At 72.4% G+C, this 14,931-nt stretch carries 14 protein-coding genes; 8 read left to right on the top strand and 6 right to left on the bottom strand.

Annotated elements, in window-relative coordinates; genetic code table 11:
- Positions 1-613: 613 nt before the first annotated feature.
- Complete coding sequence (locus ABWI04_RS07505) at positions 614-1,231, bottom strand: pentapeptide repeat-containing protein (RefSeq protein ID WP_353831868.1); 618 nt, start codon at positions 1,229-1,231, stop codon at positions 614-616.
- 31 nt (positions 1,232-1,262) lie between these two features.
- Positions 1,263-2,054 carry a Fic family protein gene (locus ABWI04_RS07510; RefSeq protein WP_353831869.1) on the bottom strand — a complete coding sequence of 264 codons (792 nt, stop codon included), beginning with the start codon at positions 2,052-2,054 and terminating at the stop codon, positions 1,263-1,265.
- Positions 2,055-2,304: 250 nt separating this feature from the next.
- On the opposite strand from ABWI04_RS07510, the gene acs reads away from it, so the two are divergent.
- From acs to ABWI04_RS07535, 5 genes are all read left to right on the top strand, one after another.
- Positions 2,305-4,272 carry an acetate--CoA ligase gene (gene acs, locus ABWI04_RS07515; protein WP_345178975.1) on the top strand — a complete coding sequence of 656 codons (1,968 nt, stop codon included), beginning with the start codon at positions 2,305-2,307 and terminating at the stop codon, positions 4,270-4,272.
- A 236-nt stretch (positions 4,273-4,508) separates the two neighbouring features.
- On the top strand, positions 4,509-5,732 hold the full coding sequence (gene nhaA, locus ABWI04_RS07520) for a Na+/H+ antiporter NhaA (protein WP_353831870.1): 1,224 nt from the start codon (positions 4,509-4,511) through the stop codon (positions 5,730-5,732).
- A gap of 13 nt (positions 5,733-5,745) precedes the next feature.
- On the top strand, positions 5,746-6,177 hold the full coding sequence (locus tag ABWI04_RS07525) for a phage holin family protein (RefSeq protein WP_345178972.1): 432 nt from the start codon (positions 5,746-5,748) through the stop codon (positions 6,175-6,177).
- A gap of 8 nt (positions 6,178-6,185) precedes the next feature.
- Positions 6,186-7,109: an alpha/beta fold hydrolase gene (locus ABWI04_RS07530; RefSeq protein ID WP_353831871.1), complete on the top strand. Its 924-nt coding sequence runs from the start codon at positions 6,186-6,188 to the stop codon at positions 7,107-7,109.
- 19 nt (positions 7,110-7,128) lie between these two features.
- Entirely contained in the window at positions 7,129-7,581 is a 453-nt protein-coding gene (locus ABWI04_RS07535) for a DUF309 domain-containing protein (protein WP_353831872.1), read from the top strand.
- Here ABWI04_RS07535 and ABWI04_RS07540 read toward each other — a convergent pair.
- From ABWI04_RS07540 to nth, 3 genes are all read right to left on the bottom strand, one after another.
- Entirely contained in the window at positions 7,578-8,774 is a 1,197-nt protein-coding gene (locus ABWI04_RS07540) for a MarP family serine protease (RefSeq protein WP_345178968.1), read from the bottom strand. The two genes, ABWI04_RS07535 and ABWI04_RS07540, sit on opposite strands and share 4 nt — an antisense overlap.
- A 215-nt stretch (positions 8,775-8,989) precedes the next feature.
- On the bottom strand, positions 8,990-9,691 hold the full coding sequence (locus ABWI04_RS07545) for an NUDIX hydrolase (protein WP_345178967.1): 702 nt from the start codon (positions 9,689-9,691) through the stop codon (positions 8,990-8,992).
- Positions 9,692-9,747: 56 nt separating this feature from the next.
- Entirely contained in the window at positions 9,748-10,488 is a 741-nt protein-coding gene (gene nth, locus ABWI04_RS07550; protein WP_345178966.1) for an endonuclease III, read from the bottom strand.
- Positions 10,489-10,608: 120 nt separating this feature from the next.
- Here nth and ABWI04_RS07555 point away from each other — a divergent pair, with 120 nt between their 5' ends.
- Positions 10,609-11,874 carry a PucR family transcriptional regulator gene (locus tag ABWI04_RS07555; RefSeq protein WP_345178964.1) on the top strand — a complete coding sequence of 422 codons (1,266 nt, stop codon included), beginning with the start codon at positions 10,609-10,611 and terminating at the stop codon, positions 11,872-11,874.
- A 12-nt stretch (positions 11,875-11,886) separates the two neighbouring features.
- On the opposite strand, the gene ABWI04_RS07560 is transcribed toward ABWI04_RS07555, so the two are convergent.
- Positions 11,887-13,329, bottom strand: a complete 1,443-nt coding sequence (locus tag ABWI04_RS07560; RefSeq protein WP_353831873.1) for a sigma-70 family RNA polymerase sigma factor — start codon at positions 13,327-13,329, stop codon at positions 11,887-11,889.
- Positions 13,330-13,477: 148 nt separating this feature from the next.
- On the opposite strand from ABWI04_RS07560, the gene ABWI04_RS07565 reads away from it, so the two are divergent.
- Complete coding sequence (locus ABWI04_RS07565) at positions 13,478-14,359, top strand: SDR family NAD(P)-dependent oxidoreductase (protein WP_345178962.1); 882 nt, start codon at positions 13,478-13,480, stop codon at positions 14,357-14,359.
- Entirely contained in the window at positions 14,356-14,913 is a 558-nt protein-coding gene (locus ABWI04_RS07570) for a carboxymuconolactone decarboxylase family protein (protein WP_345178961.1), read from the top strand. The genes ABWI04_RS07565 and ABWI04_RS07570 overlap by 4 nt, the downstream gene beginning before the upstream one ends.
- Positions 14,914-14,931: the final 18 nt, after the last annotated feature.

Consider the following 14,931-nt stretch of genomic DNA (forward strand, 5'->3'; position numbering starts at 1 on the left):
CGACTCAAGTCTAGGCGGATACAACATATGCTGCCCGATCGTCGAGAGTTCCGTCGAGCCGCAAACTCGCCCGGCACGTGGCGATTTTTCGCACCCGGCGGCGACGATCCGCCGGAGCGGCCGGCGCTGGGCGCCGCCCGGCCACGGCTGGGCCCCCGTTCCGGTGCACCGGAAGTGCAACGGGACGGAAGTCGGAGCGTACAGGAGAACTAAAGATCTTTCCCGTGCCTTCGTATGATCGACGACAAAGGGAAATGGTTACCCTGAGTGATCAATTTCGCGTTCCGAACGCCGTTTGCGGAAGTCCGCAATATGCCTCCTCGCCATCCGGGGAGACCGGAGCCGCCTCCGGCGCCCTCTCCGCCGCCCGCGGGCCGTTTTCCGAATGGGGCTTGTCATCTGGGCAAATAAGGCGTACACAGGTCATACGGACCGAGTGTCCGGGCACGGCAGCCGGGTACCCACGCGCGACCAGCCGCGGGAGGCGCGTCGAGACGGGCTTGACCCGATCCGACGAATACAGGTGCACGCTTGGTAACCCGGTGTGACGTGTCCAGCGGCGGCGTCCCGGCAGGGACGCCGTTTCGCTTGCGCCGCACCCCCGCCGAACCCCTTACCCGCGGACGTCCAGGCCCAGCGCCGTCGCGAGGACGACCGCCTGGTAGGGGTCGATCACCGCGTTCCTCAGTTCGACGCTGGACGGGTCCAGCGACGACAGGTCGCTGCCGCGCAGGTCGCAGCCGGAGAAGTCGGCCTTGTGCAGGGACGCCCCCGAAAGGTCGACCCCGCGCAGCTCCGCCCCGGCGCAGCGGGCGCCCGTGAGGTCCGCTTCGCGCATGCGCACGTCCGAGAACGCGGCTCGTCGCAGGTCCGCGCCGGGCAGGCCGGTGAACGACCAGTCGCCGCCCTTGACCTTCATCAGGTCGTAGGTGCAGCCGTCGAACGCGCTGCCGACGAACTTGCAGCCCGTGAAGGCGGCGTCGAAGAAGCCGCACCGGACGAACGTGCAGTTCAGGAACGCCCCGTCGGTGTGGCTGGACGCGTTGAACCGCACACCCCGGAACGTGCAGTCGGTGAAGGCGGCACCGGCGCCACTGGCCTCGGTCATGTCCACGTCCACGAACAGGACGCTGTCGTGCCGCTCACCTGTCAGGTCACGCGAATCCCAGTTCGCCGACGAGATCGTGGTCTCCGTCGGCGCCGCTGGTCGCCCGTACATGCGATCGGCCATAGGTCCAGCATGGCCCTACCGGGCGACAGCCTCAGCCGCGCATGAACGCTTCGCAGATGGCCTGCGAGTCCCGTGCGGCGACCGCGATCGCCGAGGAGCAGTGGACGATCCACCGCGCGACGCCCTCCGACGTACCGGACGCATAGGCGCGAAGGGCCTCGGCGTACTCGTCGGAGAGTTCGAGGTGCCCGACCTCAGGCGCGACCAGGGATTTGGGGTCGAGCCCACGGGCGACAAGGGTGAGCCGCTGGGCGGCACGGGCGACGATCCCGTCTCCCCAGCCGAACGGGCGCAGAGCCAGGAGTTCGCCGTGCACGATCGACGAGACCACGAGAGCCGGCGCCTTGGTGGGTTCGGTCAGCAGCCCGCTGAGCACGTCCAGGCGCGCCGCCACTTCGGCTGGCGAAGGCGGCTCTCCCAGGCCGAGAACGTCCTTCACGACAACCTCGCCAGAGCGGGGACGTCCGAGATCCGCGCTGTCGACCGCGTCCGCTGCGGCGAGGACGTGCAAACGCGCCAACGCCTGCCGCGGTGCCTTGCGCCAGACCTCGGTCAACGTTCCGAGCTCGGCCGACACGCGCAGAGCGCCCTGCACGACGGGGTCGGACGGGTGGTCGGTGGTGCGCAGCTCGTCCAGCGTGACCGAGGCGCCGTCGAGGACGGCGGAGGCCCGGGCGCCGCGCAGCGCCGACTCCGTGGACACCTCGGCGCTGCGCCGCCGCAGGACGCGGTGGCCGAGCAGCCGGTCCACGGCCTTGCGCGCCTCGTCGACGGCGTCGACGACGCCGGGAAGGTTCGCAACATCAGCTAGAGCATCGGTCACGGCCTGACTTTATGCCGTCGTCCGGAGCGCTCGTGCAGCGGCCCACCAGGGCGTGGAACGGAAACGGTTCCCCCGGCCCGGAGCTGGGAAGGCCCGTGGTGTCGGGCATCACAAAGCAGGATTCGCAGCCGTGAGCACCGATCGCGTCCATCCCCCCGACACCCGGGAGCGCGGCCTTGTGGGGACCGGGACCTACCTGGTGAAGTGGGGATACCGGGCGACCCCCGCTTGAGCTAGCAAGGAGTTCGCGTTGAGCCAGAGCCAAGAAACACTGTCGAACCTTCTGCAGGAGACGCGCCGCTTCCCCCCGCCCGCGGACCTCGCCGCCTCGGCGAACGTCAAGGCCGACGCCTACGAGCGCGCTGACGAGGACCGCCTGGGCTTCTGGGCGGAGCAGGCGGACCGGCTCGCCTGGACGAAGCGCTGGGACGACGTCCTGGACTGGAGCAACCCGCCGTTCGCGAAGTGGTTCGTGGGCGGGGAGCTGAACGTCGCCTACAACTGCGTCGACCGGCATGTGGAGGCCGGGCGGGGCGAGAAGGTGGCGTACCACTGGGAGGGGGAGCCGGGCGACTCCCGCACCCTCACCTACGCCGACCTCCAGCGCGAGGTGAACAGGGCCGCCAACGCCCTGCTCGAACTGGGCGTCCGCAAGGGCGACCGGGTCGCGATCTACCTCCCGATGATCCCCGAGCTGCCGATCTCGATGCTGGCGTGCGCCCGCATCGGCGCGACCCACTCGGTGGTGTTCGGCGGATTCTCCGCGGAGGCCCTCCGGACGCGCATCGACGACGCGCAGGCCAAGCTCGTCATCACCGCGGACGGCGGCTTCCGGCGCGGCAAGCCGTCCGACCTCAAGGGCATCGTGGACGAGGCCGTCGCGCAGACGCCGACGATCGAGCACGTCCTCGTGGTGCGGCGCACGGGCGAGGAGGTCGTCGAGAACGAGCGCGACCTGTGGTGGCACGACGTCGTCGAGCGGCAGAGCGACGAGCACACCGCCGAGCCCATGGACTCCGAGCACCCGCTCTACATCCTGTACACGTCCGGGACGACGGGGAAGCCGAAGGGCATCCTGCACACCAGCGGCGGCTACCTGACCCAGTGCGCGTACACGCACTGGGCGGTGTTCGACCTGAAGCCGGAGACGGACGTCTACTGGTGCTCGGCCGACATCGGATGGGTGACGGGCCACTCCTACATCGTGTACGGGCCGCTCGCCAACGGCTCGACCAGCGTCATCTACGAGGGGACGCCCGACACCCCCGACAAGGGCCGCTGGTGGGACGTCATCCAGAAGTACAAGGTGTCCATCTTCTACACCGCGCCCACGGCGATCCGCACGTTCATGAAGTGGGGCGACGACATCCCGGCCCGGTACGACCTGTCGTCCCTGCGCGTGCTGGGGTCGGTCGGCGAGCCGATCAACCCCGAGGCCTACGTCTGGTACCGCAGGAACATCGGCGCCGACCGGACGCCGGTGGTCGACACGTGGTGGCAGACCGAGACCGGCGCCATCATGATCAGCCCGCTGCCGGGGGTGACGGAGGGCAAGCCGGGCGCGGCGATGCGCCCGCTGCCCGGCATCGCCGCGGACGTCGTGGACGACCAGGGCCGCTCGGTGCCGGACGGCGGCGGCGGGTTCATGGTGGTCCGGGAGCCGTGGCCGGGCATGCTCCGCACGATCTGGGGCGACGACGAGCGGTACGTCAAGACGTACTGGTCGCGTTTCGAGGGCCTGTACTTCGCCGGTGACGGCGCCAAGAAGGACGCGGACGGCGACATGTGGCTGCTCGGCCGCGTGGACGACGTCATGCTCGTGTCCGGGCACAACATCTCCACGACGGAGGTGGAGTCGGCGCTGGTCTCGCACCCGAAGGTGGCCGAGTCGGCGGTGGTGGGCGCGACGGACCCGGTCACCGGGCAGGCCATCGTGGCGTTCGTGATCCCGCGCGGCGACGCCGGCGGCGACGTCGAGGGCGAGGACTTCCTGCGGGAGCTGCGCGACCACGTCGCCAAGACCCTCGGCCCGATCGCCAAGCCCCGCCAGATCATGATCGTTCCGGAGCTGCCGAAGACCCGCTCCGGGAAGATCATGCGGCGGCTGCTGCGGGACGTGGCGGAGAACCGCAGCATCGGCGACGTCACGACGCTCGCGGACAGCACGGTGATGGACCTCATCTCCGAGAAGCTGCCCAGCGCCAAGTCGGACGACTGACCCCACACGGCGCACACCGGCCAACGCGACGGCCCGCATCCGGCACACCGCCGGGCGCGGGCCGTTTGGGCGTCCGAGCCGGGGGAACGGGGCCGCCCACTGGGCGGGCCAGGTAAAATGTCCCTAGGTGCGCCGGGAAGTCTGGTCGGCAGGGACGTCCCGTAGTGATCGTGCGGGCCGTGGCCCTTCAGCCGTCCGCCGCTTTCCCAGGGGTTCTCTCTATGGCGCGCCCGCCCGTGAAACGCCGCGTTGCAGCAACGTGGCCGTTCCGTCCGACCGTCCGTTACAGCCTCCAGGTCGCCAGTGCGCTCCGCACCGAGACGATCGGCGGCGTGGTGATGCTGCTCGCGGCGGTCGCGGCGCTGGTGTGGGCCAACACGCCGTGGGACGGCGCCTACAAGAGCCTCCAGACGTTCGAGATCAGCCCGCACTGGCTGCACCTCGGCCACATGGACGTGCAGCACTGGGCGTCGAGCGGGCTGCTCGCCGTCTTCTTCTTCATCGCCGGGCTGGAACTGCGCGAGGAACTCACGCACGGCGAGCTGCGCAATCCGCGGGACGCGGCGCTGCCGGTGATCGCCGCGGCGGCCGGGGTGGCGGTGCCCGCGCTGATCTTCCTGGCGGTGAGCGCGGGCGCGCCGGGCGCGGCCAGCGGGTGGGCGGTGCCGACGGCGACGGACATCGCGTTCGCGCTGGCGGTGCTCGCCGTGACGTTCACCTCGTGCCCGGCGCCTCTGCGCGCGTTCCTGCTGACGCTGGCGGTGGTGGACGACCTGATCGCCATCGCCATCATCGCGCTCTTCTACACCAGCACCCTGCACTGGACGCCGCTGCTGCTCGGCGCGGCGCTGATCGTGGCGTACGGGCTGCTCCAGCACCGGGGCGTCCGTTCGCCGTGGGTGTACGTGCCTCTCGCCGTCGCGGCCTGGTACTGCCTCCAGCGGAGCGGGATCCACGCGACCGTCGCGGGCGTCGCGCTGGGGATGCTCACCAGCCCGAAGGAGACGCCGGACGGGCGGCCGACGAACGCCGAGCGCGCCGACCACGCGCTGCGGCCGTTCTCGGCGGGCGTGGCCGTGCCGGTCTTCGCCTTCGTGTCGGCCGGGGTGGGCCTCGGCGCGGCGCAGTTGGGCGCCGTGTTCACCGACCGGGTGGCCCTCGGCGTGATCGCCGGACTTCTGGTCGGTAAGTTCGTGGGGGTCTTCGGCGGGGCGTGGACGGCCGTGCGGCTCGGCCTTGCGACCCTCGGGGAGGATCTGCACTGGCACGAGATCGCGGGAGTCGCGCTCCTGGCCGGGGTGGGTTTCACCGTTTCGCTGCTGATCGGCGGTTTGGCCTATACCGACCCGTCACAATTCGAGAGAGTGACGACTGCGGTCCTGATCGCGAGCGTTCTCGCCTCGGCGGCCGCGGCCGTCGTCTTCCGGAGAAGGGTGCGTCTGCGCGCGCGCCCGGACTAAGGAGAAAAGCCATATGTCCGAGGCACTACCGGGCGAGCGAGTCGAGGACAAGTCCCTCGGCGAGCTGGTCGCCCTGGCGTCCAGCAGCGTCTCCGACCTGATCAGGGCCGAGATGGACCTGGCCAAGCTGGAACTGAAGGCCGATGCCAAGAAGGCCGCGCTGGGCAGCGTGATGTTCACGATCGCCGCGCTGATCGGCGGGCTGATCGTGATCCTGCTGTCGATCGCCTTCGCCTACGGGCTGGTGGCCGCCGGGATCTGGCACTGGGCGGCGTTCCTCATCGTGGCCGGCGTGTACCTGCTCCTCGCCCTGGCCCTGATCGCCATCGGGTACTTCCGCATCCGCAAGATCGAAGGGGCGAAGCGGACCCGCAGGACGCTGAAGGACGACTTCACCGCGCTGCGCCACCGCGGCGACTCCGGCGATCCCGAACTGACGGGCTGACCGCCGCCGTGTCCGGGCACGACGCGTCGCTGATCGAGGTCGACGGGCCGTGGACGCACCGGCAGGTCAGCGCCGGCGGGACGCGCTTCCACGTCGCCGAGGCCGGCGAGGGGCCGCTCGTCCTGCTGCTGCACGGGTTCCCCGAGTTCTGGTGGTCGTGGCACCACCAGCTCGTCTCGCTGCCCGCCGCGGGCTACCGGGCGGCCGCCGTCGACCTGCGCGGCTACGGCGGCAGCGACAAGCCGCCGCGCGGGTACGACCTGGTCACGCTGGCCGGGGACGCCGCGGGGCTGGTCCGCGCCCTGGGCGAGGCGAACGCGACCGTCGTCGGGCACGACTGGGGCGGGCTGCTCGCCTGGACGATGGCCGTCTACCACCCGAAGATCGTCCAGCGGCTGGCGGTGGTGGGCGCCCCGCATCCCCTGCGGCTGCGGCGGGCCGTCGCCGGCGACCCGCGCGGGCAGGGCTGGGCGGCGCGCCACACGTTCGGCTTCCAGGTGCCGCTGTGGCCCGAACGGCGCCTGGTCCGCGACGACGCGGAACTGGTCGGGAAGCTTCTGCACGACTGGTCAGGGCCGGACTGGCCGGACGAGCGCACCGAGCGGCTCGTACGGAAAGCCGTGCAGATCCCTGGGGTCGCCCACAGCGCGCTGGAGTACCACCGCTGGCTCATCCGCTCCCAGGCCCGCCCAGACGGCATCCGCTACGCGCACCGCATGCGCACCCCCATCCATGCCGCCACACTCCAGGTGCATGGCGCGCTCGACACGTGCACCCTTCCCGCCAGCGCGCAGGGCTCCGGACGCTACGTGAAGGCCCCGTACCGTTGGACGCTCATAGAGGGCGCAGGGCATTTCCCCCACCAGGAGCGTCCGCAGGAGTTCGACGCCCGGCTCCTCGACTGGCTGGCCGACCCGGGGCCGGAACGCTGAACCCGCGTACCGTGGAGGCATGCGGGATCGGGACGAGTCGGGACGCCCACGCAACGCACGCCCACGGGACGCCTACGGACGTCCCCTGCCGCACGGCGCCGCCGGCATACCCACGATGCCGGACGAGCTCGACATGCCACCGGCGGAAGCCCTGGCCGAAGCGCAGCGCCTCCTGGACGCCGACCGCCCGTTCCATGCCCATGAGGTACTGGAAGCGGTCTGGAAGTCCGCCCCGGAGCCCGAACGGGAGTTGTGGCGGGGTCTCGCACAGGTCGCCGTAGGGGTGACCCATCTGCGCCGGGGAAACGCGCGTGGCGCCCAGGCCCTCCTCAGCCGCGCCGCCGACCGGCTGGTCCCGTACCAGGACGCCGCTCCGTACGGCATCGACGTCCAAGGGATCGTCCAGCGGACACGCAGCCTGGCCAAGGAGCCGCAGGACGGCCCCATCGCCCTCCGCCTCACACCGAACTAGTCGGAGCAGCTCTCCGTGGAGACCGGCTTCGTGGCGTTGGCGCCCACGCGCGCGTCGGGCGCGACCTCCTGCGCGGTGAGCGCGTACCCGGTGGACGGCGTGTCCAGGGCCGCGGCGAAGATGACGCCGTAGACGCGGCCGTCGGTGGACAGCAGCGGACCGCCGGAGTTGCCCGGCTCGACCTTGCCTCGGATGGCGTAGATCTCGCGGCTGACCTGGCCGGAGTGGTAGATGTCGGGCCCGCGCGCCGTCTGCCGGGCGCGGATCCGGGCCGCCCCGGTCGTGAACGGCTGCTGCTTCGGGAACCCGGCGATGATCGCGTCGTCGCGGACGCGGGCCTCCTTGGCGAACTCCAGCGCCGGCGCCTTCAGGCCCGGCACGTAGAGGACGGCGACGTCGCGCTTCGGGTCGTACAGCACGACCCGCCCGCGGTTGGTGTCGCCGTTGAGCGTCGCCACCACCGAGGAGCCGCGCGCCCCCGCGACGACGTGCGCGTTGGTCATGATGTGCTGCGGCGCGAACACGAACCCGGTGCCCTCGATGCGGCGCTGGCACTGCGGCGCCGTGCTGACCACCTTCACGATGCTGTTCTTGGCGGCCTTCAGGCCCCGGGTGTTGAGGACGGACTCGTCCGGCGGCGGCACCTGCACCACCGACTCGCCGCCGAGGCCGTTGAAGACCTGCGGGAACTCGCTGCTCTTGACGAACCCCTGGAACGAGGTGAACCACGTCTGCGCCTGCGGGGGCATCACGTCGTTGATGCCGTTGATGATCGAGGAGCCCTTGACCTGCGTCCGGACGGGCTTGAACTCGGAGTTGGCGACCAGGCTGCCGAAGAACCAGGCGACGATCAGCAGCGAGAGCGCGCTGACGAACGTGCCGCCGACCGCGTCGGCGGTGCGGGCGTTCATCCCGGTCACCCGGTTGCGCAGGACGGCGCCGACGGACGAGGCGACGAGCTGGCCGAGGGTGGCGGACAGGAACGCGACCACGATGGCGAGCAGCGCCTGCTGCGCGGCGCCGTCCACCGCGGCCTCGGCGATCGGCGGCGCGATCAGGACCCCGATGACGCCGCCGCCGACGAAGCCGACGAAGCTCAGCAGGCTCACGATGAAGCCCTGCCGGTAGCCCGAGACTCCGAACAGCACGACGAGCACGAGCAGGATCAGGTCGAGAATGTGGTCGTGCAGCACCGCTTCACCGTATAGGGCCGCGCCGCTGCTTCACGTCCCCTCGATGGACCAGTTTGGGGCGTGCCGGATAGCCGCCGAGGGTGACGCGGGACAGCGGCGACGGCCGTGTCCACCGCGAACTGCCACCTGACCTGCGCACGAGCCCTCGCCGCGCGGGTGGGCGTTTTCGTGGGAAACGACGAGACGCCTCGGCCGCGTAAGGCGAGGTTCACCGTTCAGTCGCGCGCGGCGACGTCCACCCCTCGGTCACGGGCCCCTCGGTCGCGGGCGGCGAGGTTCACGACGTCCTCGGGCAGGTCCTCGACGCGGGAGGTGTCCCACGGCCGGTCCCAGCCGCCCGCGCCCAGCACCTGGGTCAGGATCGCCGCCGTGAACCCCCACACGAGCATGTCCCGGACCTGGAACGCGGGGCCGACCCTGATCCCGGAGGGGTGCCTCACCATCAGCCGGTTCGCCGGGTCGACCAGCTCGCTGATCGGGACCCGCGCGACCGTCGCGACCTCCCCGGGATGGCCGGGCGCGACCTCCGACGGCTCGCGCCACCAGCCGGCGACGGGCGTGACCCGGTGCTCGCTGTGCGACAGGTACAGCTCCGGCAGCGTGCACAGCACGTCCACGCCGGACGGCTCGACGCCGGCCTCCTCCCACGCCTCGCGCAGCGCCGCCGCGACCGGGCCGTCGTCGCCGGGGTCGATGCGGCCGCCGGGGAAGGCGGGCTGCCCGGCGTGCTTGTTGAGGGTGGCGGCGCGCTCGGTGAGCAGGACGTCCGGGCCGCTCGGACCGTCGCCGAACAGGATCAGGACGGCGGCGGCGCGGGCGGAGGGAGCGGGCCGGAACACGGGCGGCACGGGCAGTCTCGGCGCCTCCGATCGGAAGCGGTCGAGCCAGGCGGGGCAGTCGGGGGTGGCGTCGGTCACGTGGATCCCAACTCCGGAACGTTCCCGTTCCTTCCCGGGACGGCCGGGAGAACCGCTCACGAGAACGGTCCGGGCTTGACGAGCTTGCGCGCCGTCTCCTCGTCCACCGGCCCCTCGCCGAAGGACGGGCAGAGCCGCGCCACCGGGCAGGCGCCGCAGGCGGGACGGCGCGCGTGGCAGATGCGGCGGCCGTGCCAGATCAGCCGGTGGGACAGCATCGTCCAGTCCTTGCGCGGGACGAGGGAGCCGATCTCCTCTTCCACCTTCACGGGGTCGTCTTCGGTCGTCCAGCCGAAGCGCCGGGCCAGGCGGCCGAAGTGGGTGTCGACGGTGATGCCGGGGACGTCGAACGCGTTGCCGAGGACGACGTTGGCCGTCTTGCGCCCGACGCCGGGCAGCTTGACGAGGTCTTCGAGGCGCCCGGGGACCTCGCCGTCGAACCGGTCGCGGAGCGCGGCCGACAGCCCCATGACCGACTTGGTCTTGGCGCGGAAGAACCCGGTGGGCTTCAGGATCGCCTCGACGTCCTCGGGGTCGGCGGCGGCCAGGTCCTCCGGGGTGGGGTACTTGGCGAACAGCGCGGGCGTCGTCAGGTTCACCCGCATGTCGGTGGTCTGGGCTGAGAGAACGGTCGCGACCAGCAGCTGGAACGGGGTGCCGAAGTTCAGCTCGCAGTGGGCGTCAGGGTACGTCTCGGCCAGGATCCGGTTGATCCGGCGCGCCCGCCGCACCAGCCCCAGCCTCGTCTCGTCCTTCCACTTCCGAGCCCGCGCCTTCGGGGACGCCTCCGTCGCCATACCGGCCAGCCTAAAGCCTCGCGGCCCGGTTCCGGCCGAACGAGAAAGTCGCGCCGATCCGCGTAATCGGCGCGGGGGCGGGCCGTCTCTCCGGGCACGACGTTCCCCGAAGGAGATCTCATGTCCGACCTCAGCCAGGTGGTCCGCCTTCCGGTGCGCCGGATCGAGCTCGACCTGTCGTTCGAGGGCGCCGCCCGGATCGCGGGTGACCTTCGCGAGCACGTTCCCGGCATCGCGGCGGAGGCGGTGCGCCGGATCGAGAGGCGGCTGCCGGAGTTCGTCCGGCCGCACGATCCCCGCTACGCCAAGGCGGTCCAGCTGGGCACGGAGTGCGCCATCGGGCACTTCCTGGACCTGATGGCCGACCCCGCCGCCCCGTCGGCCGACGTCGTGGAGTTCTGGCGGCAGATCGGCGTCGGCGAGGCCAGCGAGGGGCGGACGCTGGACTCCTGGCAGGCGGCGACGCGGATCGGGACGGGCCTGGCCGTCGAGCGGCTCACCGATCACGCCGAGCGGATGGGCTACCGGACGAGTCCGGCGATCATCGCGGCCATCGCCAACGCGGCGCTCGACTACCTGAACCAGCTGGCGGCGATCGTCGCCGAGGGCCACGCGGACGCCGCCGCGCGGGCGGCGGGAGCGCTCCGGGACCGCCGGCGGCACCTGCTCGACCTGCTGCTGAACGGAGCCTCCGCGGCGGACCTCAGGGGGGCGGCGCGCGAGGCGGACTGGGCGCTGCCGCGCACGTTAGCGGTCGTCGCCCTCCGCGAGGACGGCCCCGACGCCCGGCACCCGTCGCTGCCCCCGGACGTCCTGCCGGGCCTGCACCTGGGGGAGCCCTGCCTGATCGTCCCGGACCCGGAGGGCCCCGGCCGCGCGCGGATGCTGGAGCGGCAGCTGCACGGCTGGACGGCCGCGATCGGCCCGGCGGTCGGGATCGGCGACGTCGCGACGTCCCTGCGGCTGGCGCGCGAGACCCTGGCGCTGGCCCGCCAGGGCCTGATCGGCGGCGCGGCTCCCATCCCGGCCGAGCGGCACATGCCGATCCTGGTGATGATGCGGGAGCGGGCGCTGGTGGAGAAGGTGATCGCGCGCCGGCTCGCCCCGCTGCTGAACGCGCGTCCCGCCCAGCGCTACCGGCTCGTGGAGACGCTGCTGGCCTGCCTGGAGCACGGGTTCAACGCCACGGAGGTGTCCGGTCACCTTCACCTGCACCCCCAGACCGTCCGGTACCGGCTGCGGCAGCTCGACGACCTGTTCGGGGACGCCGTGCACGCGACGTCGGACCGGCTGGAGCTCCACATGGCGCTGCGCGCGTGGCTCGCCCTCAACGCCGAGGCCGGCGCCGAACCGTCCGCCCCGCGCGAACGCCTGGGCTACGGGTGACCGCCGATGGGGTCAGCCTGCGGCTTCGACGGCCCAGCCTTGAGCCGCCATGCCCGCGTAGGAGGACGGCTTCAGCGTCACCGGTTTCAGGCCCGACCAGCTCGCCTGGAGGTAGTAGCCGTCGCCGTTGGCCAGCCGGTAGACGGACGGCGCGAATCGGACGAGCTTCCAGACCTGGTTCGCGCCCCCACAGGGGGCCATGACGACCGTGTATTCGCTTCCGCCCTCCCAGGGAACGCCCGCGGCGGGCGTCCCGCGGCTCAGGCATCGCCCTGTGGAGCTGCTCGTCAGCGTGAAGCCGCCGCCTGTGTTCTTGCGCTTCCACCCGGTCGCCGAGTCGGTGCAGGAGCGCTGCACGACCGACGTCCCGCTGGGCGCCAGGCACGATTGCAGCGTCGTGTTCCGCACGCGGAAGGGACCCGCGCCGGACGCCGTGCCATCGCCGCCGGCGCCGCCGGGGACCCGGCCGCCGCTTTCGGGGGAGCGGGTGCCGACGGTGTAGTCGGGCGGGGCGACGTCCGCCGGAGCCGAACTCGCCGGGGTGGGCGTCGCGGGTGGCGGGGCGGCGCGCGGGTCCTCGCCCGGACCGCCGCCGACCGTGGTGAACAGGATGATCGCGATGCCGGTGGCGACGCCGCCGGCCACCGCGGCCGGAAGGGACCAGCCGGGCAGGGAGGCCGCCGGAGCGAGGGAGCCGAGCGGCGCCGACGGCGCCCCCAGCAGGACGGCGCCGATCGGCAGAGCGCGCCGCAACCGCCCGTTGAGGTCGGTCATCTCCTTGGAGGCCCGCCTGCACTCCTCGCAGGACTCCAGGTGCCGGCGCAGGGCGCGGCTGCGGCGGCGGCCGGGGCGGCGGACGCTCGCCGCGAGCTGGGCGGTGAACTCCGCGCATTCCGGACGTCCCCCGGAGCTCGCGACGAGGAACGCCTGCCGGAGCCCTTCGCGCGCCCGGAACGCGAGCTGGGAGACCGCGCCCTTCTCCATGCCGAGCAGCTCCGCGACCTGCCCGACGGGCTCCTCCTCGATGACCGTGTACCAGAGGACGGTCTGCCACCGTTCGGGCAGCGACCGGAAGGCGCGGACGAGCGCGTCGAGCTCGTCGACGTCGGGCGGCTCGTCCTCGGAGTCCGAGGCCCACTCGGCGACCTCGTCGGTCACGACGGTGCGGCGGGCGCCGCGCGCCCAGTCCGTGGCCGTGTTCCGCACGACGGTGTAGAGGTAGGGCCTGCACGCGTCGCGGGGCCCGGCGCCCTGGCGCATCGCCGCGAACGTGCGCGTGAAGGCCTCGCTCGTCAGGTCCTCGGCGAGGTGCTGGTCGCGGACCAGCCCGCGCGCGTACCGCAGGACCGCCGTGTGGTGCCGCCTGAACAGCTCGTCGGAGGCCTCGTCGTCGCCCTTCGCGGCGGCCGCCAGAAGGTCGGCGTCCGGCCGCGTCCCCACGCCCGCTACCACCACGCCATCCAACCCAAGGCACGCATCTCACCACAACCTTCGGAGACCGCTTGCTCACCGCAGGAGGAGACACCCGACACGCGCCCGGATTACGGGGATTTGTAGGCAATCTTAAAAAGACAGAGCTGTTCTCCAGTGTTATGGTCACCGCATGATCCTGGACTCGTCCCGCTGGACGGCGACCCTCGCCGGACGGCGCGTGCTGATCACCGGCGCGGCGCGGGGCATCGGTGCGGCGCTCGCCGCCCGGCTGCACGAGCACGGCGCGCGCGTGGCGCTCGCCGGCCTGGAGCCCGGCCTCCTCGCGGACGTCGCCGACCGGTGCGGGACGGCCCCCTGGTGGACGTGCGACGTGACCGACCGCGGCACGGTCGAGGACGTCGTCGAAAGCGCCGTCCGGGAACTGGGCGGCCTGGACGTGGTCGTCGCCAACGCGGGCGTGGCCGCGCAGATGCCCGTCATAGGCGGCGACCCGTCCGTCATGGAGCAGAGCCTGCGGGTGAACGTGCTGGGCGTCTACAACACGCTCCGCGCCGCCGGACCCCACCTCAGCCACGAACGCGGCTACGCGCTGGCGGTGTCGTCCCTGGCCGCCGCCGTCAACGCGCCCCTGCTGGGCGCCTACAGCGCGTCCAAGGCCGCCGTGGAGGCGCTGGGCAACACGCTCCGGGCCGAACTGCGCCCGTGGGGCGGGAAGGCCGGGGTCGCGTACTTCGCCGAGCTCGACACCGACATGACGCGCCGCGGGTTCGGCACCGAGGCCGCGTCCGCCCTGATGGACGCGTCGCCCCGGACCGGCCTGGCCTTCGGCGTCACGCCGCTGAAGGTCGGGATCGACGCGCTGGAGCGCGGGATCGCCCGCCGGTCCAGGCGGATCGTCGCCCCCTGGTGGGTGGGCGCCGTCCTGCCGGTCCGGATGGCCGTGCAGCCGGTCGCCGACCACCTCGTCCAGCGCGGGCTGCGCGACATCCTGGAGATCGCCAGGAACGAGCGGGTGGAGCTGACGACGCCGCAGCCGGACCCCGATCGGTGACGGTCCCCCGCGCCACTCCCGGCGGCGTCCGCGAGGTGGGAGTGGTCAACTGGCTCGCCTGCCGCGCCGCGGGCCGGGCCGCCGGGACCGGGCCGCCGAACCTCCTCCTGACCCTGGCGCGCCGCCGCGGGCTGTTCCGCGGCTGGCTGTGGTTCGCCGGACGGCTCATGCCCGGCGGCACCCTCCCGCGCCGGGAGACCGAACTGGTGATCCTGCGCGTCGCCCATCTGCGCGACTGCCAGTACGAGTTCGGCCACCATGTCCGGCTCGCGCGCCGCGCGGGCGTGCGCGAGCCGGACGTGGTGCGTCTCAAGGCAGGCCCGGACGCCGACGGGTGGACGCCGCGCGAGCGGGCGGTCCTCACCGCCGTCGACCGCCTCCACGCCGAGCGGGACCTGGACGACGAGACCTGGACGCGGCTGCGCGCCCACCTCACCGAGGGCGAGTGCGTCGAGCTGACCATGCTCGCCGCCCACTACGAGATGCTCGCGACCGTGATCACCGCGCTGCGCGTCCAGCCCGACCGCCCCCGCCGCCCCGCCGGCGGCCGCTGACCGGCACGTCCGAGGAGG

The sequence above is a fragment of the Actinomadura sp. NPDC000929 genome, from assembly GCF_040492065.1.
In the GTDB taxonomy this organism is placed as follows: domain Bacteria; phylum Actinomycetota; class Actinomycetes; order Streptosporangiales; family Streptosporangiaceae; genus Spirillospora; species Spirillospora verrucosospora.

Excerpts from the sequence above, each read along its gene's own strand:
- ABWI04_RS07505 (WP_353831868.1), bottom strand. The coding sequence starts at position 1,231 with ATGGCCGATCGCATGTACGGGCGACCAGCGGCGCCGACGGAGACCACG.
- ABWI04_RS07525 (WP_345178972.1), top strand. The coding sequence starts at position 5,746 with ATGTCCGAGGCACTACCGGGCGAGCGAGTCGAGGACAAGTCCCTCGGC.
- ABWI04_RS07535 (WP_353831872.1), top strand. The coding sequence starts at position 7,129 with ATGCGGGATCGGGACGAGTCGGGACGCCCACGCAACGCACGCCCACGG.
- nth (WP_345178966.1), bottom strand. The coding sequence starts at position 10,488 with ATGGCGACGGAGGCGTCCCCGAAGGCGCGGGCTCGGAAGTGGAAGGAC.
- ABWI04_RS07555 (WP_345178964.1), top strand. The coding sequence starts at position 10,609 with ATGTCCGACCTCAGCCAGGTGGTCCGCCTTCCGGTGCGCCGGATCGAG.
- ABWI04_RS07565 (WP_345178962.1), top strand. The coding sequence starts at position 13,478 with ATGATCCTGGACTCGTCCCGCTGGACGGCGACCCTCGCCGGACGGCGC.